This window comes from Lentzea sp. NPDC036949 (assembly GCF_055608075.1).
Genome location: NZ_JBVJRA010000003.1, coordinates 1 through 24505, shown reverse-complemented (window position 1 = coordinate 24505; position 24505 = coordinate 1). Strand labels below are relative to the sequence as shown.

Annotated in this window: 20 protein-coding genes; 11 read left to right on the top strand and 9 right to left on the bottom strand. The window is 71.3% G+C overall.

The features are described 5' to 3' along the window. Positions 1-7 precede the first annotated feature (7 nt). Positions 8-763 (top strand): SGNH/GDSL hydrolase family protein, encoded by a 756-nt coding sequence (locus ACZ7CD_RS09570; protein ID WP_470378737.1) that lies wholly within the window; start codon positions 8-10, stop codon positions 761-763. Here the strand turns inward: ACZ7CD_RS09570 and ACZ7CD_RS09565 are convergent. Then, a complete protein-coding gene (locus ACZ7CD_RS09565) occupies positions 732-1487 on the bottom strand; it encodes an acyltransferase (protein ID WP_360391385.1) in 756 nt (251 codons plus the stop codon). The two genes, ACZ7CD_RS09570 and ACZ7CD_RS09565, sit on opposite strands and share 32 nt — an antisense overlap. Before the next feature lie 63 nt (positions 1488-1550). Here ACZ7CD_RS09565 and ACZ7CD_RS09560 point away from each other — a divergent pair, with 63 nt between their 5' ends. Genes ACZ7CD_RS09560 through ACZ7CD_RS09550 form a run of 3 tightly spaced genes read left to right on the top strand, consistent with a single transcriptional unit; the run spans position 1551 to position 6469 of the window. Next, positions 1551-2387, top strand: a complete 837-nt coding sequence (locus ACZ7CD_RS09560) for a nucleoside hydrolase (RefSeq protein WP_470378736.1) — start codon at positions 1551-1553, stop codon at positions 2385-2387. A 58-nt stretch (positions 2388-2445) separates the two neighbouring features. Then, the gene (locus ACZ7CD_RS09555) at positions 2446-5703 is read left to right on the top strand and encodes a GH92 family glycosyl hydrolase (protein ID WP_470378735.1); all 3258 of its coding nucleotides are present in this window, start codon (positions 2446-2448) and stop codon (positions 5701-5703) included. 40 nt (positions 5704-5743) lie between these two features. Further along, the gene (locus ACZ7CD_RS09550) at positions 5744-6469 is read left to right on the top strand and encodes a nucleotidyltransferase domain-containing protein (protein WP_360391399.1); all 726 of its coding nucleotides are present in this window, start codon (positions 5744-5746) and stop codon (positions 6467-6469) included. Here ACZ7CD_RS09550 and ACZ7CD_RS09545 read toward each other — a convergent pair. Then, positions 6381-6794, bottom strand: coding sequence for a DUF4267 domain-containing protein (locus ACZ7CD_RS09545; protein ID WP_458430537.1), 414 nt, complete (start codon positions 6792-6794; stop codon positions 6381-6383). The genes ACZ7CD_RS09550 and ACZ7CD_RS09545 overlap by 89 nt on opposite strands. A gap of 88 nt (positions 6795-6882) precedes the next feature. Between ACZ7CD_RS09545 and ACZ7CD_RS09540 the strand changes: the two genes are divergently transcribed. After that, complete coding sequence (locus ACZ7CD_RS09540; protein WP_470378734.1) at positions 6883-7461, top strand: TetR/AcrR family transcriptional regulator; 579 nt, start codon at positions 6883-6885, stop codon at positions 7459-7461. Between the two features lie 7 nt (positions 7462-7468). On the opposite strand, the gene ACZ7CD_RS09535 is transcribed toward ACZ7CD_RS09540, so the two are convergent. The 4 genes from ACZ7CD_RS09535 to ACZ7CD_RS09520 form a co-directional block, all read right to left on the bottom strand. Next, a complete protein-coding gene (locus tag ACZ7CD_RS09535) occupies positions 7469-8629 on the bottom strand; it encodes a THUMP-like domain-containing protein (RefSeq protein WP_470378733.1) in 1161 nt (386 codons plus the stop codon). Between the two features lie 4 nt (positions 8630-8633). Beyond that, positions 8634-9590 carry a class I SAM-dependent methyltransferase gene (locus ACZ7CD_RS09530; RefSeq protein WP_360391411.1) on the bottom strand — a complete coding sequence of 319 codons (957 nt, stop codon included), beginning with the start codon at positions 9588-9590 and terminating at the stop codon, positions 8634-8636. Further along, positions 9580-10359, bottom strand: a complete 780-nt coding sequence (locus ACZ7CD_RS09525) for an enoyl-CoA hydratase/isomerase family protein (protein WP_360391414.1) — start codon at positions 10357-10359, stop codon at positions 9580-9582. The genes ACZ7CD_RS09530 and ACZ7CD_RS09525 overlap by 11 nt, the downstream gene beginning before the upstream one ends. A gap of 197 nt (positions 10360-10556) precedes the next feature. Further along, on the bottom strand, positions 10557-11399 hold the full coding sequence (locus ACZ7CD_RS09520; protein ID WP_470378732.1) for an ABC transporter ATP-binding protein: 843 nt from the start codon (positions 11397-11399) through the stop codon (positions 10557-10559). An 89-nt stretch (positions 11400-11488) separates the two neighbouring features. Between ACZ7CD_RS09520 and glgX the strand changes: the two genes are divergently transcribed. From glgX to ACZ7CD_RS09500, 4 genes are all read left to right on the top strand, one after another. Continuing rightward, complete coding sequence (gene glgX / locus ACZ7CD_RS09515) at positions 11489-13603, top strand: glycogen debranching protein GlgX (RefSeq protein WP_470378731.1); 2115 nt, start codon at positions 11489-11491, stop codon at positions 13601-13603. A 231-nt stretch (positions 13604-13834) separates the two neighbouring features. Continuing rightward, a complete protein-coding gene (locus ACZ7CD_RS09510) occupies positions 13835-14413 on the top strand; it encodes a cysteine dioxygenase (protein ID WP_360391420.1) in 579 nt (192 codons plus the stop codon). Continuing rightward, positions 14410-14799, top strand: coding sequence for a rhodanese-like domain-containing protein (locus ACZ7CD_RS09505; protein WP_458430531.1), 390 nt, complete (start codon positions 14410-14412; stop codon positions 14797-14799). The genes ACZ7CD_RS09510 and ACZ7CD_RS09505 overlap by 4 nt, the downstream gene beginning before the upstream one ends. Before the next feature lie 134 nt (positions 14800-14933). Continuing rightward, positions 14934-16055 (top strand): hypothetical protein, encoded by a 1122-nt coding sequence (locus tag ACZ7CD_RS09500; RefSeq protein WP_360391425.1) that lies wholly within the window; start codon positions 14934-14936, stop codon positions 16053-16055. A 61-nt stretch (positions 16056-16116) separates the two neighbouring features. On the opposite strand, the gene ACZ7CD_RS09495 is transcribed toward ACZ7CD_RS09500, so the two are convergent. The 3 genes from ACZ7CD_RS09495 to ACZ7CD_RS09485 all read right to left on the bottom strand — a co-directional run bounded on the left by ACZ7CD_RS09495 (position 16117) and on the right by ACZ7CD_RS09485 (position 21264). Then, positions 16117-16662 carry a hypothetical protein gene (locus ACZ7CD_RS09495; RefSeq protein WP_470378730.1) on the bottom strand — a complete coding sequence of 182 codons (546 nt, stop codon included), beginning with the start codon at positions 16660-16662 and terminating at the stop codon, positions 16117-16119. A 299-nt stretch (positions 16663-16961) separates the two neighbouring features. Then, positions 16962-19559: an alpha-glucan family phosphorylase gene (gene glgP, locus ACZ7CD_RS09490; protein WP_360391430.1), complete on the bottom strand. Its 2598-nt coding sequence runs from the start codon at positions 19557-19559 to the stop codon at positions 16962-16964. A gap of 64 nt (positions 19560-19623) precedes the next feature. Beyond that, positions 19624-21264 (bottom strand): serine/threonine-protein kinase, encoded by a 1641-nt coding sequence (locus ACZ7CD_RS09485; protein ID WP_470378729.1) that lies wholly within the window; start codon positions 21262-21264, stop codon positions 19624-19626. Between the two features lie 239 nt (positions 21265-21503). Between ACZ7CD_RS09485 and ACZ7CD_RS09480 the strand changes: the two genes are divergently transcribed. Further along, positions 21504-23480: an alpha-1,4-glucan--maltose-1-phosphate maltosyltransferase gene (locus ACZ7CD_RS09480; protein WP_360391435.1), complete on the top strand. Its 1977-nt coding sequence runs from the start codon at positions 21504-21506 to the stop codon at positions 23478-23480. 48 nt (positions 23481-23528) lie between these two features. Continuing rightward, positions 23529-24505, top strand: a 977-nt coding sequence (locus ACZ7CD_RS09475) for an alpha-amylase family glycosyl hydrolase (protein ID WP_360391438.1), incomplete at its 3' end; no start/stop codon positions are given.

Sequence of the window (24505 nt, the reverse complement as noted above, 5' to 3'; positions counted from 1 at the left end):
GGACTGAATGAGATACCAACGCTTCGTGGCACTCGGGGACAGCTGCACCGAGGGCCTGGACGACCTGCTGCCCGACGGCGCGTACCGCGGCTGGGCTGACCGGGTGGCGTCCGTGCTGGACGCGCCCGGCTTCCGCTACGCCAACCTCGGCGTGCGCGGACGCCGGCTCGACCAGATGCTCGCCGAACAGGTGCCGCTCGCCGCCGAGCTGTCACCGGACCTGCTCGTGCTCTTCGGCGGCGGCAACGACGTGATGTCCGGCGCGACCTGCGCCCAGATCGCCGACCGGGTCGACGCGGTGGTGTCCGCCGTGTCGTCGCTGGCGCCGACCGTCGCCGTGTTCACGTTGAGCGACATCTCGCACCGGATGCCGTTCGGCCGGCGCATGCGCCCGCGCATCGAGGCCCTGAACGCCGCGGTGCGCGCGGCGGCGGCCCGGTACGGCGTGCTGCTGGTGGACGTGTGGGCCGACGAGTGCGTCAACGACTCGCGCTACTTCGGCCCCGACCGCCTGCACCTGTCGTCGCTGGGCCACCGGCGGCTGGCCGGGCACCTGCTGTCCGCGCTGGACGTGCCGTTCGACCCGGCCTGGACGGCACCCCTGCCCGGCGCCGCGGCCGGCACGTCGCTGTGGGACCACTGGCGGTGGCTGCGCGACCAGGTCCTCCCGGTCGCCTACTCGCGCTCGCGCAACAGGCTGATCGGCCGCCAGCCCGGCGACGGCTTCACGCCTAAGCGTCCGCAGCTTCTTCCGCTCGCCTAGCCAGCGCCTCCTGGGCCTTGCGCGCCATGTCGGCGACGTCCGCCCGACGCTGCGCGTCCGCCTCGTAGTCGGCGCGCCGGTCCCGCACCACGCGGGCGGGCGCGCCGACCGCGATCTTGAAGTCCGGCACGTCCCCGCGCACCACCGCGTGCGCACCGAGCACGCACCCGCGCCCGACCCGCGTGCCGCGCAGCACCGTGACCTTGGCGCCGAGCCAGCAGTCCGGCCCGATCCGCACCGGCGACTTCACGATGCCCTGGTCCTTGATCGGCAAGGTGATGTCCTCGGTCTTGTGGTCGAAGTCGCAGATGTAGACCCAGTCCGCGACCAGGCTGGACGCCCCGATCTCGACGTCGAGGTAGCAGTTGACCGTGTTGTCCTTGCCGAACACGACCTTGTCGCCGATCCGCAACGACCCCTCGTGGCACCGGATGGCGTTGCCGTCCCCGATGTGCACCCACCGCCCGATCTCCAGCCGCCCGTACCCCGGCCGCGCCATCACGTCGACGCGCTTGCCGAAGAACACCATGCCCCGCAGCACCACGTGCGGGTTGAGCAGCCGGAACCGGAGCAGCCGCCAGTACCGCACCAGGTACCAGGGCGTGTAGGCGCGGTGGCGCAGGACCCAGCGCAACGACGCCATCGTGAGGAAGCGCGCCTGCTGCGGATCCCGGCGCGACCTGGCCCACCTGGTCCACACGGGTGCGCCCCACATGCTCGTCATGCACGGCACTGTAACTTCGGCCGGCCTGAGCGGTGGAGCCGAGCCGTCGGGCAGGCTGGGGGCATGGCGATTCCTCTCATCATCGACACCGACCCCGGCGTGGACGACGCGTTCGCGATCGCGCTCGCCGCTCGCAGTCCCGAGGTCGAGCTGGTCGCCCTCACCACCGTGTTCGGCAACGTGTCGCTGGAGCACACCACGCGCAACGCCCAGCGGTTGCTGGCGCACCTGGGACGGACGGACGTGCCCGTGGTCCGGGGTGCGGAAGGGCCGGGCGGGGCCGCGGACGTGCACGGCGCGGACGGGCTCGGCGGGCGGGCGCACACCTTGCCGGAGAACGACAGGGCGCTGCACGAGGGTGACGTCGTCGAGTTCTTCCGCGAGCACGTCACGGCCGAGACCGTGGTGGCGGCGATCGGGCCGCAGACCAACATCGCCAGGGCTGTTGAGGCCGGGGTGGAGTTCCCGCGGCTGGTCGTCATGGGTGGCGGGCTGGGGCTGGGCAACACCACGGAACGGGCCGAGTTCAACTTCTGGGCCGACCCGGCGGCGGCGCGCACGGTGGTCCGCAGGGGCAACCCGGTCGTGGTGCCGCTCAACCTCACCCAGCGGTGCATCGCGGACCCGGCGTTCCTCGACGCCGTCGACCCGGTGCTCAGCGGGCTGACCGAGACCTACCGCGCCTACCTCGCCGGGCGGTCGGACTACGAGGGCATCCTCGTGCACGACGCCGTCGCGGTCGCCGAGGCGATCATCCCCGGCACGCTCACGCTCAAGACGCATCTGCTCGACGTCGACGACGAAGGCGCGCTGATCAGCGGAAAGCACCAGGTGGCGGTCGCGGAGGACACCGACTGGCCCGCGCTGAGGACGTTCATGGAGCAGCGGTTGTCCGTTTGACGACAGGTTCGTGTCGCTCTCTGGGGTTGAGCGGGCACGGAAAGTAGGGTCCGCGACCATGCAGCGAAGAGTCCTCACGGCAGCTGCGGTGGCGGTGGCCATGACGTTCGGAGTGGTCCCTGCCTCCGCTCAGCCCCAGGTTCAGGTGGTGCCGGACCCGGCAGCACACGTCAACCCGTTCATCGGCACGACCAACCTCGGGAACACCTTCCCCGGCGCGGTCGTGCCGTTCGGCATGTTCTCGTTCAGCCCGGAGGCCTCCCGCGGCAACACCCTGCGCGCCGCGGCCCCCGGCGGGTACCGGTACGACGCCACGAAGATCCGCGGGTTCAGCCTCACCCACATGTCCGGCACGGGCTGCGCGGGCGGCAGCGGGGACGTCCCGATCTTCCCGCACGTCGGCACCGTCACGACATCGCCGACGACCGACGCCACGGACGCGGTCTACGCCAGCAAGTTCGCGCACGCCGACGAGGTGGCCAAGCCCGGCCGCTACGACGTGACGCTCAAGTCCGGCGCGAAGGCCGAGCTGTCCGCCACCGAACGCACCGGTGCCGCGCGGTTCACCTTCCCCGCCGGCAAGCCGGCCACGGTGCTGGTCAACACCTCCAAGTCGCAGGTCGGCTCCTCCGACGCGCAGACCGCGGTGGACCAGGAGAAGCGCACGATCACCGGCAGCGTCACGTCCGGCAACTTCTGCGGCTACATCAACCAGGCCGGCCGCCGCAGCTACTACACGCTGCACTTCGTGGCGGAGTTCGACCAGCCGTTCAAGGAGGTCGGCACGTACCAGGACAACGTTGTCACGCCCGGGAGCACCACCTCGAAGGGCGGCACGACGTACGGCACGAACGGCTGGCCGGTGCTGGGCAAGGGGTCCGGCGCGTACCTCGGCTTCGAGCCGGGCGCGCAGGTGAACGTCAAGGTCGGCATCTCCTACGTCAGCCTCGACAACGCCAGGGCGAACCTGCGGGCCGAGAACAAGGGCCAGTCCATCGAGGACATGCGGGACAACGCCTACATCGCGTGGCAGCAGCAGCTCAAGCGCATCGAGGTCGGCGGCGGCTCCGATGACGACCGCACGAAGTTCTACACCGCGCTCTACCACTCGTTGTTGCACCCCAACCTCTTCAGCGACGTCAACGGCGAGTACGCCGGCTTCGACGGCAAGGTGCACAAGGTCGACCGGCAGCGGCAGAAGGCCCAGTACGGCACGTTCTCCGGCTGGGACGTCTACCGCTCGCAGCTGCAGCTGCTGACCCTGCTGGAACCGCAGATCGGCTCGGACATCGCGCAGTCGCTGCTGAACCAGGCCGAGCAGAACGGTGGCGTCTGGGACCGCTGGACGCACGCCAGCGGTGGGACGCACGTGATGAACGGCGACCCCGCGCCGATCGCGCTCGCCGCGATCTCCGCGTTCGGCGGCCGGGGCTACGACCTGCGGGCCTCGCTCAAGTCGCTGGTCAAGGCGGCCACCGTGCCGACGCCGCTCGACCTGAGCAAGGACGGCTGGGCCGTGATGTCGGTCGGTCAGCGGCCGTCGCTCGACAAGTACCTGGAGCACGGGTACATGCCGTCCGTGTCGAACGCCTGGGGTGGCGCGGCGGAGACCCTGGAGATCTCCGCGGCCGACTTCGCGATCAGCCAGCTCGCCGAGCGCACGGGTGACCGCAGGACCGCGAAGACGTTCGCCGAGCGGTCCCAGTGGTGGCAGCACAACTTCGACCCGGTCGCGCACAGCACCGGCGGCTACGTCCGCAACCGCAACGCCGACGGCACGTGGGTCAAGGACTTCACGCCCGACACCGGCAACGGGTTCGTCGAGGGCAGCAGCGCCCAGTACACCTGGATGGTCACGCACAACGTGGCCGGGCTCGTGGAGTCGCTGGGCGGCAAGGACCGCGCGAACAAGCGGCTCGACGACTTCTTCCACAACGCCGACGGCAGCTGGGCGCTCACCGGCAAGGGCGGCGCGAAGTCCGAGCTGGACAACGAGCCGTCGGTGAACGTGCCGTGGCTCTACAACTACACCGGTCAGCCCGCGAAGACGCAGGAGACGTTGCGGGAGACCGTGAACACGCTGTGGAAGAACACCCCCGGCGGCATTCCCGGCAACGACGACCTCGGCGCCATGTCGTCGTGGTTCGTGTTCACCGCCATGGGCGTGTACCCGCAGGTGCCCTCGCGCGCCGAGCTGGTGCTGAGCAGCCCGCTGTTCACGTCGGTGAAGATCAACCGCGGTGGCGGCAGGGACATCACCATCACCGCACCCGGCGCGAGCACCGCGAACAAGTACGTGCAGTCGATGAAGGTCAACGGCCGCACAGCGACCAAGACCTGGCTGCCGGAGTCGTTCGTCGAACGCGGCGGCAAGCTCGACTTCGTGCTCGGCGCCAAGCCGTCGTCCTGGGGCACCGGCGCGGCCGACGCGCCGCCGTCGTTCCGCGACGGCGAAGAACCGATCAAGCACGACCAGCCCTACTACCTGAGCGTCGAACCGCAGCAGGTCGTCGTCACGCCGGGCGGAACCGTCACGGCGAAGGTCAACGCGGTCAAGCTCTACGACGGCGACCCGAAGGCGACCTACGCGATCACCGGCCCCGAGTCGCTGACGTTCACCCCGGCCACCGGCGCGGTGCCGTCGTCGTTCCAGGTGAGCGCCGCGGCCGGTACGGCGGAGGGCTTCTACGACTTCACCGTCACGGTGACCGTGGAGGGCGCCGCCAAGCCGGTCGTGCTGCCGATGACGGCGAAGGTCGCGCAGGAGGGCAGCATGCTCGCCGCGGTGAACAACGTCGGTGCCTCCGACGACGCCACCGGCGACGGCGACTTCGACGGCGGCGGCTACAGCTACTCGCGGCAGGCGCTGGCCACGGCGGGGCTCGTGCCCGGCCAGACCGGCACGGTCGACGGGCTCACGTTCACCTGGCCCGGCTCCCCCGCCGGCCGCCCGGACAACGTGACCGCGAACAAGCAGAAGCTCACGCTGTCCGGCACGAGGCTCGCGTTCCTCGGCTCGGCCGCCAACGGCGCCCGCACCCGCACCGCCACGGTGACGTTCACCGACGGCACCACGGCACCGGTCGAGATCGGGTTCAGCGACTGGACGCTGGGCGGCGGCGGGGCCACCCCGAGCTACGGCAACGTGGTCGTCGCCGCCACCCCGTACCGCAACCAGCTCGGCGGCGGCAACGAGAAGGTCGCCACGCACATCTTCGCGACGAAGACGTACACGGCCCCGGAAGGCAAGGTGCTGCAGGGCATCGTGCTGCCCGAGGACGGGGACCTGCACGTCTTCGCCGTGGCCACGGGGTGATCTGAGCCGGGGCTCAAGTCACCACCAATAGTGTTGGTCCGTGTTCACAGTTTCCGAACGTGACCGGTTGCGCGACGACCTCGTCAGCGCCGCCGACTCCGACCCGCGGGTGGTCGGGGCGGCGCTGACGGGGTCGTCCGCGCTGGGACGGGAAGACCGCTGGTCCGACCTCGACTTCGCCGTGTCCGTCGACCGCGACATGGACGCCGTGGTGGAGGACTGGACCGACCTGCTCTACGCGTGCGGCGCGGTCAGCCACCTCGACGTGCAGCACGGCGCCACCCTCTTCCGGGTCTTCCTGATGGCCACGACGCTGCAGGTGGACCTCGCGTTCTGGCCCTCGGCGGAGTTCGGTGCGTCCGGGCCCGCGTTCCGGTTGCTGTTCGGCGAGGTCAACGACATCCCGAAGGTGCGGCCACCCGACCGCGGCCAGCTCATCGGCCTGGCGTGGCTGCACGCGCTGCACGTTCGCGCGAGCCTCGCGCGGGGCCGGGTGTGGCAGGCGCTGCACCTCGTCAACACCATGCGCGACAACGTGATGTCGTTGCGGTGCCTGCGCCGGGGCCTTCCCGCCGTGCAGGGCCGCGGCCTCGACGACCTGTCCGACGCCGGCGAGTTCGGCGCCACCCTCGCGCGATCCACCGAGCCGGAGGAGCTGCTGCGGGCGTTCCGCGTGCTCAGCGGGCTGCTGATGCTGGAGATCGAGGACCCGCAGCTGGTGCGGACGGTGCGTGAGCTGACTCGCGCAGCAGCAGTGCGGCCGTGATCAGCACGAGCACGGCCGCCGAGCCGTGCACCGCGGCCGCGTAGGCGGCACTGCCGCCCGACGTGACCACCGAGAAGAAGTCGCCGATCGGGATGACCGCGTCCGCGAGCACCACCCAGCCGAGCGCCCGCCGCTGCCGCAGCACCAGCAGGATCAGCGCCGTCAACGCGTACGCCAGGTCGCGCACGCCCTTCACGACGTAGTAGCCGCTCGGGTCGGCGATGCCGAACCCCGCGGCGGCGCCGTGCCCGTTGAACAGGAAGTTCAGCCCGAACACGAAACCCGCCGCGACGACGAGCCACGCCATGGTCGTGGTCAACCGCATGACACCCTCCAGGATCTAGCACTGCTAGCGACACGAGCAACGCTAAATTAACGCCGCTCGGTTGTCTAGCAGTGCTAGATTCTGGGTCGTGTCCGTCCAGCAGCGCCGGGAGCGCGAACGAGCAGAGCGGCACCAGCTGATCATCGACGCGGCCCGCGAGCTGGCCGAGTCGGACGGCTGGGACGCGGTGACGACGCGCCGGCTCGCCGAGAAGGTCGAGTACAGCCAGCCGGTGCTCTACAGCCACTTCAAGGGCAAGGACGCGATCGTGCGCTCGGTCGCGGTCGAGGGCTTCGCCGAGCTCGGCCGCCGGATGCGCGCCGCGCGCACCACCGCCGCTGCCACCAGCACCGCCCCGCTGCGCGCGCTCGCCGAGGCCTACCTGCGGTTCGCCGGGGAACGGCCCGCGCTCTACGACGCCATGTTCGTGCAGCGGATCGACATCGCGTTCGGCAGCGAGGAGACGCCGGCCGAGCTGCGCACGTCGTTCGGCGAGATCGTCGCCGCACTCGAACCCGTCGCAGGCGACCGCGACCTCGACGCGCTCGCCGAGGCGTTCTGGAGCGCCCTGCACGGCATCGCCACGCTGCGCCACGGGCAGCGGTTGCGCCCGGAGCTCGACGGGGACCGGCTCGACCTCGTGCTCGCCGCGTTCGCCCCGGCCTGATCCCGGCTCAGGTCCGCTCTGCCCGGCACAGCAGCATGACCGGCCTGGACCCGATCCTGGTCAGCACGACCGACGCCTCGTCGGGACCGCTGGGCTTGAGGCGCTTGCGCAGCGTGTTCGGGTCGACGTCGAGGCCGCGCACCAGGATCTCCACCCGGCCGATCCCGCGCGCCTTCAGCAGCGTCTTCAGCGCCTTCTCGGTGTAGTGCGCGTGGTCGAGCACGCGGAACGCCCTGATGCCCGGCGGCGGTTCCGGCCCGCTGAGGTAGGCGATGCGCTCGTCGAGCTGGTGCAGGCCGTGCCGGGCCGCGTAGTGCCGCACCAGGCCCGCGCGCACGACGGCGCCGTCCGGGTCGACGAGCCACTCGCCGGGCGGGGCGACCGGGCAGTCGTCGGGTTCGGCGTCGGTGAGCGTCCACACCTCCGTGCCGTGCAGGACCGTGGCGCGGCGGGACACCCCCGGTGTGGCCAGGCCCCTGGTCCACAGGCAGGCCTCGCGGACGGACCCGTCCAGCGACACCAGCTCGACCTCGTCGGCCCACGGCGCGACCGCGAAGTCGATGCCGGGCGCGCACTTCACCGCCAGGTCGGCGTGCGCGTACACCTCGGCCAGCTCGTCCAGCGGCGGCAGGAAGTCCTGCGGGTGCCAGCGGCGGCGGCCGGCGGAGTCGCGGCGGGCCGGGTCGGCGGTGACCGCGGTGGCCCTGGAGACCGGCCGCAGCGCGTCGGCCCTGACCACGAGCGCACCGGGGACGTTGTGGCGGGCCATGGCGAGCCGGACCGGGTCGAGGTCGGAGCCGAGGCAACGGGCGGCGACCTCGTGCAGCGCCCCCAGGTCAGCGCCGACCGAGCACGTCACGTCGTGGACGTCCCGGCCGCGGAAGCGTTCCGCCCGGTGCCGCGCGACCGGGGAGGCGGTCGCCTGCTGGAGCGCGTCGTCGGTGAACAGCCAGTCGGGCGCACCGTCCAGTTTGGACCGGGCGCGGCGGCGCAGCAGCACCGTCTCGACCACGGGCGCGAAGCCGTCGCCGAGCAGCCTGCGGGCGGCACCGACGTCGTGCAGCCGGGTGGCGTCGGTGAACGGCAGCGCGTCCACCTCGGCGAGAGCGGCGGTTCCGGCGGCAGAGCGCAGGAACGCCACGTCGGCCGAGGTGAACGCGTACCCCAACGCCCTACTGCGACTTCCTGCCGGTGATCGACACGTTGTAGAACACCTCGCGCGGCAGCACCTTCGAAAGCACGTTCTGGTCGAGCCAGGAGAGGTTCTGCCAGGTGCGGTAGGCGAACATCGCCCAGCCGAACCCGAGCTTCTCGCGCGGCACCGCGGCCTCGAACGTGCGCACCGGCCAGCCGAACAACGCCGCCGACAGCTCGTCGGTGACGGCGCGGACACCCACGGCACCGGCACGCCGGGCCGTGGCCTCCAACTGGTCGGGGTCGAACGTGTGCAGGTCGACGACCGCTTCCAGCGCGGCGGCGCGGGAGGACTCGTCGAGCTCCTCCTGCGGGCGGCGCCAGTCGTTCAGCACCGGCACGGCCTTGGTGATGGTGGTGGTGAGCCACCACGTCGCCTGGCCGAGCCTGCGGGCGTAGAAGTTGCCGATGTTCGTCGGGTCGCCCGCGAACACGAACTTGCCGCCGGGCTTGAGCACCCGCAGCACCTCGCGCATGGCCGCCTCCACATCGGGGATGTGGTGCAGCACCGCGTGGCCGACGACGAGGTCGAACGTGTCGTCGTCGTACGGGATGCGCTCGGCGTCGGCGACCCGGCCGTCGACGTCGAGGCCCAGGTGCTCGGCGTTGCGCAGCGCGACCTCGACCATGCCGGGCGACAGGTCGGTGACCGAACCCTTCTCGACCACCCCGCCCTGCATGAGGTTCAGCAGGAAGAAGCCGGTGCCGCAGCCCAGCTCCAGCGCGTGCTCGTACGGTCCGGCGTCACCGGCGGCGGCGCGGAAGCGCTCGGTCGCGTAGGTGATGCAGCGCTCGTCGTAGGAGATCGACCACTTCTCGTCGTACGTGCCCGCCTCCCAGTCGTGGTAGAGCACCTGGGCGAGCTTGGTGTCCTGGTAGGCCGCCTCGACCTGTTCCTCGGTCGCGTGCGGGTTGGGTGCCGGGTCAGTTGCCACTGAACTTCGCCTTCCCGGGGCCGTTCTCGATGAACGACTCCACACCGGCCTTCTTGTCCTCGGTCGCGAACAGCGCCGCGAAGAGGTGGCTCTCCAGCTTGAGACCGGACTCGAGGTCCGTGTCGAGGCCGCCGTCGACGGCGGCCTTGGTGGCGGCCAGCGCGAGCACCGGTCCACCGACGAACTGCTTGGCCCACCGCACGGCGGCCGCGTACACGTCGTCGGGCGCGACGACCTCGTCGACCATGCCGATCTCCAGCGCCTCCTGGGCGCCGACGAACCGGCCGGTGTAGAGCAGGTCCTTGGTCTTCGCGGGGCCGATCAGCCGGGCGAGGCGCTGCGTGCCGCCACCGCCGGGGATCAGGCCGAGCAGGATCTCGGGCTGGCCGAGCTTGGCGTTGTCACCCGCGATGCGCCGGTCGCAGCCGAGCGCGACCTCGAACCCGCCGCCGAGCGCGTAGCCGGTGATGGCCGCGACCGTCGGCTTGGGCACCGTGGCCAGCGCGCCGAGTGCGTCGGACAGGCCCTTGGCCCGCAGCGTCATCTCGGCGTGGGAGATCTTCGCGAACTCCTTGACGTCCGCGCCGGCCGCGAAGACCTTCTCGCCGCCGTAGACGATCACCGCGTAGACGTCTGACCGCTCGGAGGCCTCCTTCGCGGCGGCCTGGAGCTCGGTCTGCACCTGCCGGTTCAGGGCGTTCATCGGCGGCCGCTCCAGGCGGATCGTGCCGATCCCGTCCTCGACCTCGAGCCTCACGAACTCAGCCACTACGGCGCCTCCATCAGTTGTCGCGACAGCGGTGTCACGTTACCCGGCAGTAGTCGCGAGTTCGCGCCGGTCGTCCGGCTGACCGCCGGTGCCGGATTCGGCGGAGCCCAATTCGGTGCCGGTGATCGGCCGGATGACCGGCTTCCCGGCGAACTCGCCGCCGTCTGCGGAGCAGCGGCCGACAAGCACAGTAGCCGTCAGATCTTCCTGCGGGCGAAGAAGCGGTCCCCGGACTTCTGCAGCTCCAGGTCCTGGCCGAACGTCTTCGAGAGGTTCTCCTCGGTGAGGGTGTCCTCCAGCAGCCCCTGCGCCACGATCGAGCCCTCGCGCAGCAGCAGGGCGTGGGTGAAGCCCGGCGGGATCTCCTCGACGTGGTGCGTGACCAGCACCATCGCGGGCGCGTCCGGGTCGAGCGCGAGCTCGGAGAGCTTCGCCACGAGGTCCTCGCGGCCGCCCAGGTCGAGGCCCGCGGCGGGCTCGTCGAGCAGCAGCATCTCGGGGTCGGTCATCAGCGCGCGGGCGATCAGCGTGCGCTTGCGCTCGCCCTCGCTCAGCGTGCCGTAGAGGCGGTCGGCGAGGTGTGCCATGCCGAGCGTGCCGAGCAGCTCGCGGGCGCGGTCGGTGTCCTGCTTGCCGTACTCCTCGCGCCAGCGGCCGAGGACCGCGTAGCCGGCGGAGACGACGAGGTCGACGACCGACTCGTCCGGCGGGATGCGGCCGCCGAGCGCCGCCGAGCACAGCCCGATCCTGGGCTTGAGCTCCTGCACGTCGGTCTTGCCGAGGCGTTCACCCAGGAGGTGGACCTTGCCCTTGGTCGGGTGCAGGTCGGCGCTGGAGAGCCTCAGCAGGGTGGTCTTGCCGGCGCCGTTCGGGCCCAGCACCACCCAGCGCTCGTCCAGCTCCACGCTCCAGTCGATGTTGCCGACCAGCGTGTTCTTGCCTCGGCGGACCGACACGCCCGCCATGTGCACGACCAGATCTGTCACGTCGACGTCCGCCACGCCCCCATTGTTCCGAACGGCCTCCGACCGACCACTCATCGGGGTGCACCTCACACCGGGCACGACCGCTGCGCCGCCTGTGTGAAGTCTCAAGTTTTTTGTCGGTGGCGGATGCCAAGATCGGAGGCATGGCTACGCGACCGGAGTCCGAGGTGCTGGCAGGCCGACCGTTCCCGCTGGGGGCACACGCCGAGGCGGGCGGTGTCCGGTTCGCGGTGACCTCGCACGTCGCCGACGCGGTGGAGGTCTGCCTGGTCGGTGAGGACGGCGCGGAGAAACGGGTCGAGCTGACCGAGCGGACGTTCGGCGTCTGGCACGGCCTGGTGCCCGGCGTCACACCCGGCCAGCGCTACGGCTACCGGGTGCACGGCCCCTACGACACCGGCAGGGGGCTGCGCTGCAACCCGGCGAAGCTGCTGGTCGACCCGTACGCCCGGCAGATCACCGGCGCGGTCACCGACCTGGGCAGGGCGCTGGGCTACGTCGGCGACCCCATGCACGGCCCGCCGTCGGCGGAGGACTCGCTGGGCAGCGTCCCGCTGAGCGTCGTCAGCTCGCCGGGCGGCGCGAACACCGGGACCAAGCCCGAGGTGCCGTTCGAGGAGGCGGTGATCTACGAGCTGCACGTCAAGGGCTTCACGAAGAGCCACCCGGACATCCCGGAGCGGCTGCGCGGCACCTACCTCGGCCTCGCGCACCCGGCCGCGGTCGAGCACCTGACCAGGCTGGGCGTCACGACCGTCGAACTGCTGCCGGTGCAGGCGTTCCAGGACGAGCCCTCGCTGATCAGCCGCGGGGCCCGCAACTACTGGGGCTACTCGCCGCTGGCGTACTGCGCGCCGCACCCGGCGTACGCGAGCGAGCCGGGCAACGAGGTGCAGGAGTTCCGCACGATGGTCGCGGCGCTGCACGCGGCGAACATCGAGGTGCTGATCGACGTCGTCTACAACCACACCTGCGAGGGCGGCCCGGACGGCCCGACGCTGTCGTTCCGCGGGTTCGACGCGCCCGGCTACTACCTGCACGCCGGCGGCGGCAGCACGGTCGACATCACCGGCTGCGGCAACACGCTCGACGCCGGTTCGCCGCAGGTCGTCCGCCTCGTCACCGACTCGCTGCGGTACTGGGCGGAGGAGATGGGCGTGGACGGGTTCCGGTTCGACCTCGCCTCGACGATGGGCCGTCCCGGCGGCGGGTTCTTCGACCGCGACTCGGCCCTGCTGACCGCGATCACCACGGACCCGGTGCTGTGCCGCGCGAAGCTGATCGCCGAGCCGTGGGACGCGACCGGCGACGGCTACCGGGTGGGCGACTTCGGCATGCAGTGGGCGGAGTGGAACGGCCGCTACCGCGACACCGTGCGCGACTTCTGGCGCGGGCACACGTCGGTGCGCGACCTCGCCTACCGCCTGTCCGGCTCGTCCGACCTCTACGCCGACGACCTGCGCCGCCCGTGGCAGTCGATCAACTTCATCACCGCCCACGACGGTTTCACGCTGCGGGACCTGGTGTCCTACAACGACAAGCACAACGAGGAGAACGGCGAGGAGAACCGGGACGGCACGAACGACAACCGGTCGTGGAACTGCGGCGCCGAGGGCGGGACGACCGACCGGGACGTCCTCGCGCTCCGGGCGAAGCAGGCCCGCAACCTGCTCGCCACGCTGCTGCTGTCCACCGGCACGCCGATGATGGTCGCGGGCGACGAGATGTGGCGCACCCAGGGCGGCAACAACAACGCGTACTGCCTGGACAACCGCGTCTCGTGGGTCGACTGGACCAGGACGGACGCGGGCGAGGCGCTGCTGGGGTTCACGCAGCGGCTGATCGACCTGCGCTCGTCCTCGCCCGCGCTGCGGCAGCCGGAGTTCTTCGAGGGCCGCACGACCCCGAGCGGCAACCCGGACCTGGTGTGGTTCCGGCCGGACGGCCAGGAGATGGCCGAGACCGACTGGTTCGACGAGAGCCGCCGCACCCTCGGCATGTTCGTCGACGGCTCGAACTGCCTGTCCCGCACCCGCGACGGCGAGCTGGTGTCGGACGACTCGTGGCTGCTGCTGATGCACTCGGGCGCGGAGGCGATCACGGTGACGCTGCCGCACGAGCGGTACGGGCCGTCGTACGAGCCGTTCCTGGACACGACGACCCCGGACGGCTCGCCGGCGGACACCTCGGCGCTGCTGCCGCGCACGAAGCTGACGATGGAGGCGCGGTCGTTGCTGTTGCTGCGGCTGCCGCGCTGACCGGCAGCTCGGAGGCAGTTCCGGTGACCAGCCCGTGGACGCTGTGGCGGCCTTCGAGGCAATCGTGGCACCATCACGGTCGTGCTGGTCCACTACTGGTCTGACCGCACGATCGACCTCGTCCTGGTGGCGTCGTGCGGGTGTAGCTCGACGCGACGCGCGCGCTGAACGACGGCCGCCGTCGCGTCTTGATCGCTACCCCGTACCGACGTGGCCTTCAGGAGCGAGCCGGTGACTTCCACCCTTTCCGAGTACGACCTGCACCCCGTCCTGGACACCCAGCTGCTGCGTGACGTGATCCACCCGTCGCGGTCGCTGTGGACCCCGCGCGAGTTGCGCGACCTGACCTCGTTCGTGGCGAGCGAGCTGACCACGGGCCTGCTCCAGGTCCTGGAGTACTCGGCAGAGCGCCGCTGGTGGGCGCGCCTGGGCCTGACCGAGGGCGTCGAGCTGTGGCTGCTGTCGTGGCTGCCCGGCCAGGGCACCGAACCGCACGACCACGGCGGGTCCGCGGGCTCGTTCACCGTGCTGACCGGCCGGCTGCACGAGGACTACCGCTACCCGGCCGGCCCGGTCCGCTCCGCCGTCCGCACGACCGGCGACGCGCTGGGCTTCGGCTCCGGCCGCGCCCACCAGGTGACGAACCCCTTCGACACCCCCGCAGCCACCGTGCACGCTTACTCACCGCCCCTCGTGCCCACGCGCGAGTACGCGTCGCTGCTCGACATCCCCGACCAGATCCCACCCCTGCCCGCACAACGGCTGCCGCTGTCCGAGCTGCGCCGGCTGGCCGACCTGGAGGGCCCGTGAGCAACGTCGACGCCTACCTCGAAGCCGCCCGCGCCCACCTCACCCGCCTCACCCCGCAGGAGGTGCACGCCCTGCCGGACGCGCTGGTCGTCGACATCCGGCCGCTGCCCAACCGGCTCGCCGAGGGCGAGATCGAGAACTCCGTGGTGGTCGAGCGGATCGTGCTGGAGTGGCGGCTCGACCCGACCGGCGACTGGCGGCTGCCCGGGTTCACCGCCGACACCACGGTCGTCGTGGTCTGCAACGAGGGCTACTCGTCGTCGCTGGCGGCGCGGGACCTGCAACGGATCGGGCTGCCGAACGCGACGGACCTCGTGGGCGGGTACCGGGCGTGGCGGGCGGCGGGACTGCCGGTGCGGGAGGGCGGGACGCAGGCGGTGGCGTGAGGCCGGGGAACCGGGGCTGGTGCGCCGAAGCCGGTGGTCCGGGAACGGCACTCCGAGGCGCGCCGACGGCCGGCCGGTCCCCCACATCGGCCCGAGCCGGGAACCGCGAGCCCGCCGAGTAGCGTCTGCGAACCGTGACAGTTGTGCGCTGGGCCCTCGCGGCCCTGGTCGTGGCGGGCACGATCGCGTGGGACCCGTCGGCCTGGTACCTGGGGCTCGCGGGGGCGGTGACCGGGTTGCTGCTGGAGCTGAGCGTGGTGCAGGCGGGGCTGGCGCTCGGCGCCGTCCTCTTCGGACTGCGGCTCACCCACGTGACGATCGGCGTGGGCAGCGAGGTGAGGTCGTGGACGAGCAACGACCGCCGGGTCGTGCTGCGGTCGGTGCCGCTGCTCGCGTCGTTGAGCTTCACCGGGGTGAAGCCGGGGGTGCGGCGCCGGACCGTGCTGGCAGGGGTCACCGCGATCGTGGTGACCGCGCTGTTCGTGGCGGTGACGTGGCTGCTCACCGGCTGGGCGTTCGGCAAGGGCATGGCGCTCGCCTCGACGGCGCTGCTCGCGGTGCAGCTGTGGCCGCTCGAGAAGCCGGGGCACACGAGCCTGGGGTGGTTCGTGTTCCGGTTGCCGAAGGTCAGCGGGCGGCCGCTCGACGAGATGGAGGCACGCCCGCTGGTGGGGGCGGGGATGGACGCCTACCACCGCGGTGACGTCGAGGCGGCGGAGCGGATCTACGAGGAGGCGGTCGCGCGGTACCCGCACCTGCTGACCGTGGTCGGGCTCAAGGTCGTCACGGCGTGCGCGCGGGAGAAGTACCTCGACGCGTTGCAGACGGTGGTCGGGTTGAGCTCGCGCTCGGACCTCTCCCAGCGGGAGCTCGCGTTCGTCATGGCCACGGCCGCGGGGGTGGCGGCGCAGGCCGTGGAGTCCGGGCAGTTCCCGCGCGAGATCGGGCTGGAGACGGCGAAGAACATGCTGGTCAACGCCTACGAGGCGGGATACCCGAAGCACCGGGCGCACGGGACGCTGGCGCTGATCGCGTTGATCGAGGGGCAGAACGCGGAGGCGCGCAAGCTCGCGACGTGGGCCGCGGAGAACAGCGAGCAGGCGCTGGGGCGGGCGGACGACCTGGTCACGGTCGCGCGGGCGTGGATGGCGGACGGCGACAACGCGAAGGCGCGTGCGTTCGTGGCCGAGGCGCACGAGCTCGCCGGCTGGTACCCGCGGGTCGCGGCGACCCGCGCCCGGCTGGAGATCAGCTGACCCACCGGTGGGAAGGGCCCGCCACCGACACCGTGACGGGCCCTTCCCACCCCGCGCCGGATCAGCCCTGCCCGACCGGCAGCGGCGCGCCCGACATCGCGGGCATGCCACCGGACGGCTTCGGCAGGCCGCACTTCGCGAGCAGGTCCTCGGCGTCCTTCAGCACGCCCTTCAGCAGCTCGGTCAGCTTGGCGGCGTCGGGCTGGGCTCCGGCGGCCGCACCCAGCACCGTGCCGCCGAGACCGGCGACGGACGAGATCAGGTTCAGCACGGCCGCCACGCACTGGTCGGCGGGTCCCTCGTAGGTCTTCGCGGTGACCGGCGCGGGCACGCTCGGCGCGCTGACCGGTGGTGCCGGCAGACATCCCGCGTCCTGCATCGCCGTCAGGATGGCGAGCACGTCACCGACCAGCGGTGTCAGCGCGGCCACGTCGGGGGCCGGGACGAGGCTGGCGACGGCCTTCTTGAGCTTCGCCGCCAGGTCGGAGACGAGGTCGGCGCAGGCGGCGGGCGGTTCCGGCGCGGCGGTCGTGACGGAGGCAGCCGGAACCGTGGAGGCGGCGAACAGAGCTGCGGCGAGCGAGAGCGCGGTAATCGTCTTCTTCACGGCTACCTTCTTCCTCAATGCGCAATCAGGTGGGGCCGCGCCGGAAAGTTCCGTCGGAATTCGGCTGCGGTTCGTCCGATGCGATCGAGCGTAAGTCGGTCCACCGACCCCTACCAGCGGGGATCGTGAAATCACCCGCCGGAAAAGGGCGTCATCCGGATGAGGGAGACGTGCCTGGGCGAGATGCGCCTGAACCAGGTCACGAGCAGTGACCGGACACGGTGAAAATGAACAAATCAGGGCATCCAGCCCGCCGGAAGAAGGCGAGCTGGATGCCCTGCGTCGATCGGGCTGAGCGGTCAGCCGGCCAGGACCACGCGTCCCAGCTCCGCGGGCGAGGCCAGCAGGCCGTGCCGGGGCAGCACGCGGACGGTGTAGCCCAGCGCACCGGCGTGCGGCAGCGGCACCTCGGCCTCGTAGTTGCCGTTGCCCGCGTAGTTCATCGGCGCGGTGACGACGTCCTTCAGCTCGTCCGAGTCGTGGGTGAGCTTGCCGAGCACCACCTGGACGTCCACTTCGGACGGTTCCAGGCCGGCCAGCTCGACGCGGGCGCGCACCACGACCGGCGACCCGAGCACCGGCACCGACGACCCGGCGATCACCAGGTCGCTGTCGAGCACCCGCACCCGCGTCCACGAGGCGCGCAGCCGGTGCCGGTACGCCGACAGCTCCTTCGCGCCGCGGAAGCCCTCACCGACGACGTTCTGGGCGGACGCGGCGGCCGGCGCGTAGTACGTCTCCACGTACTCGCGGACCATGCGCGAGGCCTGCACGACCGGGCCGAGCGAGGCCAGCGTGTGCCGGACCATGGACATCCACCGCAGCGGGACGCCGTCCTCGTTGCGGTCGTAGAACAGCGGCGCGACCTGCGAGCCGAGCAGCTCGTAGAGCGCGTTGGCCTCCAGGTCGTCGCGCCGGATCGGGTCGTTGACGCCGTCCGCGGTCGGGATGGCCCAGCCGTTGGAGCCGTCGTAGAGCTCGTCCCACCAGCCGTCGCGGATGGACAGGTTGAGCCCGCCGTTCAGCGCGGCCTTCATGCCGGACGTGCCGCACGCCTCCAGCGGGCGCATCGGGTTGTTCAGCCACACGTCGCAGCCCCAGTACAGGTAGCGGGCCATCGACATGTCGTAGTCGGGCAGGAACACGATCCGGTGGCGCACGCCCGCGTCGTCGGCGTAGCGCACGATCTGCTGGATCAGGGCCTTGCCGCCGTCGTCGGCCGGGTGCGACTTGCCGGCCACCACGAGCTGCACGGGCCGTTCGGGGTGCAGCAGCAGCGACCGCAGCCGCTCCGGGTCGCGCAGCATCAGCGTGAGGCGCTTGTAGGTCGGCACGCGGCGGGCGAACCCGACGGTGAGCACGCCGGGGTCGAACACGCCGTCGGTCCAGCCCAGCTCCAGGGCGGAGGCGCCGCGCTGCAGCCACGACTCGCGCAGCCGCCTGCGCACCTCGTCGACGAGCCGGCCGCGCAGCGTCGAGCGCAGCTCCCACAGGCCCGCGTCGGTGACCGGCTCGAACGCGCCGAGACCGATGCCGCTGGTCTGCGTGTCCGCCTCGGAGGCGCCGAGCAGGCGACTCATCTCCGCCGCCGCCCAGGTCGGGCCGTGCACGCCGTTCGTGACCGAACCGATCGGCACCTCGGTGGCGTCGAAGCTCGGCCAGAGGCCGCGGAACATGTCCCGGCTGACCTCGCCGTGCAGTTTCGACACGCCGTTGGCGCGCTGGGCCAGGCGCAGGCCCATGTGCGCCATGTTGAACATGCCGGGGTTGTCCTCGGCGCCGAGCGCGAGGATGCGCTGGGTGTTCACGCCGGGCACGAGCTGCTCGGACCCGAAGTAGTGCTGGACCAGGTCGACCGGGAAGCGGTCGATGCCCGCGGGCACGGGGGTGTGCGTGGTGAACACGGCACCGGCGCGCGCCGCGGTCAGCGCCTGGTCGAAGTCGAGGCCGTCGTTGGTGATGTACTCGCGGATCCGCTCCAGGCCGAGGAAGCCCGCGTGGCCCTCGTTCGTGTGGAACACCTCGGGCTGCGCGTGCCCGGTGAGCTCGCAGAACGTGCGGACCGCGCGGACCCCGCCGATGCCGGCCAGGATCTCCTGGCGGATGCGGTGGTTCTGGTCGCCGCCGTAGAGCCGGTCGGTGACGCCGCGCAGGTCCTCGTCGTTCTGCTCCACGTCGGAGTCGAGCAGCAGCAGCGGCACCCGGCCGACCTGGGCCTTCCAGATCTTCGCGCGCAGCACCCGGTCACCGGGCATGGCGACGTGCACGAGCAGCGGCAGGCCGGACGGCTCGGTGAGCAGCTCCAGCGGCAGGCCGCGCGGGTCGAGCGACGGGTAGTGCTCCTGCTGCCAGCCGTCGAGCGACAGCGACTGGCGGAAGTAGCCGGAGCGGTACAGCAGTCCGACCGCGATCAGCGGGACGCCCAGGTCGGAGGCCGCCTTCAGGTGGTCGCCGGCGAGGATGCCGAGACCGCCCGAGTAGTTCGGCAGCGCCTCGTGCACGCCGAACTCCATCGAGAAGTACGCGACCGAGGTGGGCAACGGGGTGTCGGTGCCGCCGCCGTGCTCCCTGCGCCCGGCGATCTCGTCCTGGCGGCGCTGGTACCAGCGCGGACCGTTGACGTAGCGGTCGAGGTCGGACGCCAGCGCGTGCACCTTCAGGAGGAACTGCTCATCTCTCGCAAGTGTCTCCAGCCGTCCCGCGTCGGCGGCGCCGACAGCGGACAGCAGGCGCAACGGGTCGCCACCGACCTCGGACCAGACCCGGGAGTCGATCGAGGAGAAGAGTTCCTGCGTCGGCGGGTGCCACGTCCAGCGCAGGTTGGTGGCGAGCGTGCTCAGCGCGGACAGGGGCTCCGGCAGACTGGCGCGGACGGTGAACCGGCGAAGTGCTCGCATGACGAGGCAACTTACCCGGCACCCCCGCGGCACTGACAACGTTCCCGGTCACACGCCCGGCGGACTACGGGTGGTCGCGGCTCGCGATCAGCGGCCTGTCCCCGTCACCGGCGACGGTCAGGGTGTGCTCCTCGGTCTTGGTCTTGTCCCCCTCGGCCTCGGTGAGCTTGAGCGCCACCGTCACCGAGAAGCCGTCGTCGTTCGCCTCGACCAGCGGCGTGCCCTGCAGCGCGACCTTGCTGAACGCCTTCCAGTAGTCCTGGTAGTCCGCTGCCCTCGGCGCGCTCTCCTTCGTGAAGTCCTTGATCGCGGCGTCGGTGTTGCCGGGCAGCTTGCCGTAGTGCTGCTGCACGAACTGCGTGACCTGCGCCTTGCTGAACTTCGGGCCGCTCGGTTTGGACGCGGTGGTGGTCGGCGCGGTGGTGTAGGTCGGCGCCGGCGGCTTCTGGGTCGGCTGCGGCTGGGTGGTGGTCGGCTCGTCGCCGGCGGTCGGCCTGGTCGGCTCGACCTCCTGCGACGTCGAGGGGCCGGGGTCGGCTGTCCGCTGGTCGTCGCCCGTGCCCTGGATGATCGCGTAGGCGACGCCCGCGACCAGCAGGACGGCGAGCACCGAGGCGGCCACCGCGAGGCCGCGGTTGCGCTTCGGCTCCGGTTCCTGGTCGGGCTCGCGGGGCGGCCGGGTGGGCGGGCCGGGCGGGCCCGCGGGCACGGCCTGGCGGGCCGTGGGGGGCCGGGACGCGGCCCCGTACGTGCCGGTGCCCGGTCCCTGGCGCGGCGGCAGCGACGGCGGGCCGGACTGGCGCAGCGTGCCGCCGGGAGGCGTGCCGGGCGGCAGGACGGCGGTGCCACCGGGCGGCGTGCCCGCACCGGGCGGGATGAACGTCGTGGCCGGCACCTGCTGGCCCGCGGCGACGGCCCTGAGCGCCTCGGCGGCCTGCGCGGCGGTCGGGCGCTGGTGCGGCTCGTTGGCGAGCAGGCGGGTGAGCAGCGGCGTGAGCGGGCCGGAGCGCATCGGCGGCCGGGTCTCGCCGCGGGCGACCTTGTAGAGCAGGCCGAGGTCGTTCGTGCTCTTGCCGAACGGCGGTTCGCCCTCGGTCATCGCGTAGATCGTCGCGCCGAGCGAGAACACGTCCGACGGCGGCGCGGGCTCGGAGCCGCGGGCGAGCTCCGGCGCGAGGTAGGCGGGCGTGCCCGCGAGCATCCCGGTCTTCGTCACGGCCACGTCGCCCAGGGCGCGGGAGATGCCGAAGTCGGTGATCTTGACGGCGCCGTCGCGTCCAATGAGGACGTTGCCGGGCTTGATGTCGCGGTGCACGATGCCGGCCTCGTGCGCGGCGGCCAGCGCCCCGGCGGCCAGCGAGCCGATCCTGGCCGCCTCCTGCACGGGCATGGTGCCGCGCTCGCTCAGCAGCGCCGACAGGTTGCGCGACGGCAGGTACTCCATGACCAGGCAGGGCTTGCCGTCCTCGACCACGACGTCGTACACGGCGATCGCGTTCGGGTGCTGCAGGCGGGCGGCGATGCGGCCCTCGCGCATGGCCCGCTGGACGGCCTCGTGGAACTCGTCCGGCTGCACCTCGGTGAGGAGCAGCTGCTTGACGGCCACGTCGCGGTGCAGCAGCTCGTCGCGGGCACGCCACACGACGCCCATCGCACCCGCACCGAGCTGGTCGAGCAGGACGTACCGGTCGCCAACCTTGTTCACGCGGGCACGGTACCCGTAACACCCCGGTGACCCGGTGGGTATCACGAGAACGGTCCACTGGAGAGGTTCGAGGCGCCGGAGGCCCGGCCGGGAGACCTCGGACACGGTCCGTGTTCGAGGTGTGCGATCGGCGGCAGCGGGGTACGGATCTACTTGGGGCAACCCGCTGACAGGGCGTTTGACCGAACAAGGCAAGATTCGCAGGCATCGCGGAGATCCACGGCGGAAGGGCGCTGCCGATGAGTGGACGGCTCGGTATCGACGACGTATCCCCGGTGGTGTCGGCTGGTAGGTATCCAGCCAAAGCCGTTGTGGGAGAACACATTCCGGTCCAGGCGACAGTCTGGCGCGAGGGGCACGACAAGCTCGCGGCCACAGTGACGTGGAGGGGACCGAACGACCGAGTCGCTCGTCAGACCCGCATGCACGAGGTGGGAACCGGGCTCGACCGGTGGGGAGCGACCATCGTTCCCGACGCCGAGGGCGCGTGGACCTTCCGGGTCGATGCGTGGAGTGATCCCTGGGGCACCTGGAACCACACCGTCGAGGTGAAGATCGCCGCCGGCCAGGGGGCCGGCGAACTCGCGAACGACCTTGAAATCGGCGCTCTCCTGCTCGATCGGGTGGCAAGGCGCCCCGATCGGAGGCAGGACCGAGCACTCCTCATGAACGCGGCCGCGGCGCTGCGCGACGACGAACGGCCGCTGGCCGAACGGGTGGCCCCGGCGCTGGCCGGTGACGTGCAGAAGGTGATGTTCGAGCACCCGGTGCGCGAGCTGATCACCAAGGGCAAGCCGCACAAGGTCTGGTGCGACCGGAAGAAGGCCGCGTACGGCTCCTGGTACGAGTTCTTCCCGCGCAGCACCGGCGGGATCGACGAGACCGGCCAGGCGGTGCACGGCACGTTCGCCACGGCGACCAAGGAGCTCGACCGGGTCGCGGCCATGGGCTTCGACGTCGTCTACTTCCCGCCGATCCACCCGATCGGCCGGGTGAACCGGAAGGGCCCCAACAACACGCTCGTCGCGGGTCCCGAGGACACCGGCTCGCCCTGGGCGATCGGTGCCGACGAGGGCGGTCACGACGCGATCCACCCGCAGCTGGGCACCATCGAGGACTTCGACGCGCTGGTCGCACGCGCGCACGAGCTCGGCTTGGAGGTGGCGCTGGACTTCGCGCTGCAGTGCGCGCCGGACCACCCGTGGGTGCTCAAGCACCCGGAGTGGTTCACGACCAGGCCCGACGGCACGATCGCGTACGCGGAGAACCCGCCGAAGAAGTACCAGGACATCTACCCGATCAACTTCGACCTCGACCCGCAGGGCCTCTACCACGAGGTGCTGCGCGTGGTCCTGTACTGGGCAGAGCACGGGGTGCGGATCTTCCGGGTCGACAACCCGCACACCAAGCCGCCGGACTTCTGGCAGTGGCTGATCTGGAAGGTCAAGGAGGTCTACCCGGACACGCTGTTCCTGTCCGAGGCCTTCACCCGGCCCGCCCGCCTCTACGGGCTGGCCAAGCTCGGCTTCACGCAGTCCTACACCTACTTCACGTGGCGGACGAGCAAGCAGGAGCTGATCGAGTTCGGCGAGGACCTCCGCGACCACTGGGACGAGGCGCGGCCGAACCTCTTCGTCAACACGCCGGACATCCTGCACGAGTCGCTGCAGCACGGCGGCCCCGGCATGTTCGGCCTGCGTGCGGCACTGGCGGCGACGCTCTCCCCCACGTGGGGCGTGTACAGCGGCTACGAGCTGTTCGAGCACGAGGCGGTCAAGCCCGGCAGCGAGGAGTACCTCAACTCCGAGAAGTACCAGCTGCGGCCACGCGACTACGCCCGTGCACTGGCGGACGGGCGTTCTCTCGAACCGTGGTTGCGCAAGCTGAACCACATCCGCAAGGCGCACCCCGCGCTGCAGCAGATGCGCACGTTGAAGTTCCAAGAGCTGGACAACGACGCCCTGGTCGCGTTCAGCAAGCGCGACCCCGGGACCGGTGACACCGTCGTGGTGGTCGTGAGCCTCGACCCGAACAACGCGCAGGAGGGGACGCTGTACCTCGACCTGCCCGACCTCGGGTTCGACTGGCACGAGCGGGTGATCGCGCACGACGAGGTCACGGGCGAGACCTGGGACTGGGGACAGGCGAACTACGTCCGCCTCGAGCCGTGGCGTGCGACCGCGCACGTCGTGAGCCTCCAACGACGTTTTTCCTAGAGCGCGCGCAAGCCGCTCCACCGCACAACCCCCGACGAGGTGGGCATCATGGTCGACGACCCGCGTCCCGACGCTGCACTCGGGCTGGAAGGAACACCGCACACCGGAGAAGCCATCGACGACGCCGGTTTCCTGGTCGAGCCGCAGGCCGAGGACTTCAAGTCCGCGCGGCAGGCGAAGCCGAACCCGGACTGGTACAAGGGCGCCGTCTTCTACGAGGTCCTGGTCCGGGCGTTCAGCGACTCCAACGGCGACGGGACCGGTGACCTCCGCGGGCTCGCGTCGCGGCTCGACTACCTGGAGTGGCTGGGCGTCGACTGCCTGTGGTTGCCGCCGTTCTACGCCTCGCCGTTGCGTGACGGCGGGTACGACATCAGCGACTTCCGTGCGGTGCTGCCGGAGTTCGGCACGGTGGAGGACTTCGTCTACCTGCTGGAGGAGGCGCACCGGCGGGGCATCCGGGTGATCACGGACCTGGTGCTCAACCACACCAGTGACGCGCACCCGTGGTTCCAGGAGTCGCGGCAGAACCCGGACGGCCCGTACGGCGACTACTACGTGTGGAGCGACGACGACTCGCGCTACTCCGACGCGCGGATCATCTTCGTCGACACGGAGTCGTCCAACTGGACGTACGACCCGGTGCGCGGGCAGTTCTTCTGGCACCGCTTCTTCAGCCACCAGCCGGACCTCAACTACGAGAACCCGGAAGTGCAGGAGGCGATGCTCGACATCCTGCGGTTCTGGCTCGACCTCGGCATCGACGGGTTCCGCCTCGACGCCGTGCCCTACCTCTTCGAGGAGGAGGGCACGATCTGCGAGAACCTGCCGCGCACGCACGAGTTCCTGAAGAAGTGCCGCAAGGTCGTCGACGACGAGTTCCCCGGCCGGGTGCTGCTGGCGGAGGCGAACCAGTGGCCGTCGGACGTGGTGGAGTACTTCGGTGACCCGGCGGTGGGCGGGGACGAGTGCCACATGGCGTTCCACTTCCCGTTGATGCCGCGGATCTTCATGGCGGTGCGGCG

Bases quoted from the DNA above. Each gene is read 5' to 3' on its own strand.
- ACZ7CD_RS09570 (WP_470378737.1), top strand. From the start codon at position 8: ATGAGATACCAACGCTTCGTGGCACTCGGGGACAGCTGCACCGAGGGC.
- ACZ7CD_RS09565 (WP_360391385.1), bottom strand. From the start codon at position 1,487: ATGACGAGCATGTGGGGCGCACCCGTGTGGACCAGGTGGGCCAGGTCG.
- ACZ7CD_RS09560 (WP_470378736.1), top strand. From the start codon at position 1,551: ATGGCGATTCCTCTCATCATCGACACCGACCCCGGCGTGGACGACGCG.
- ACZ7CD_RS09555 (WP_470378735.1), top strand. From the start codon at position 2,446: ATGCAGCGAAGAGTCCTCACGGCAGCTGCGGTGGCGGTGGCCATGACG.
- ACZ7CD_RS09545 (WP_458430537.1), bottom strand. From the start codon at position 6,794: ATGCGGTTGACCACGACCATGGCGTGGCTCGTCGTCGCGGCGGGTTTC.
- ACZ7CD_RS09520 (WP_470378732.1), bottom strand. From the start codon at position 11,399: ATGAGTGGTCGGTCGGAGGCCGTTCGGAACAATGGGGGCGTGGCGGAC.
- glgX (WP_470378731.1), top strand. From the start codon at position 11,489: ATGGCTACGCGACCGGAGTCCGAGGTGCTGGCAGGCCGACCGTTCCCG.
- glgP (WP_360391430.1), bottom strand. From the start codon at position 19,559: ATGCGAGCACTTCGCCGGTTCACCGTCCGCGCCAGTCTGCCGGAGCCC.
- ACZ7CD_RS09480 (WP_360391435.1), top strand. From the start codon at position 21,504: ATGAGTGGACGGCTCGGTATCGACGACGTATCCCCGGTGGTGTCGGCT.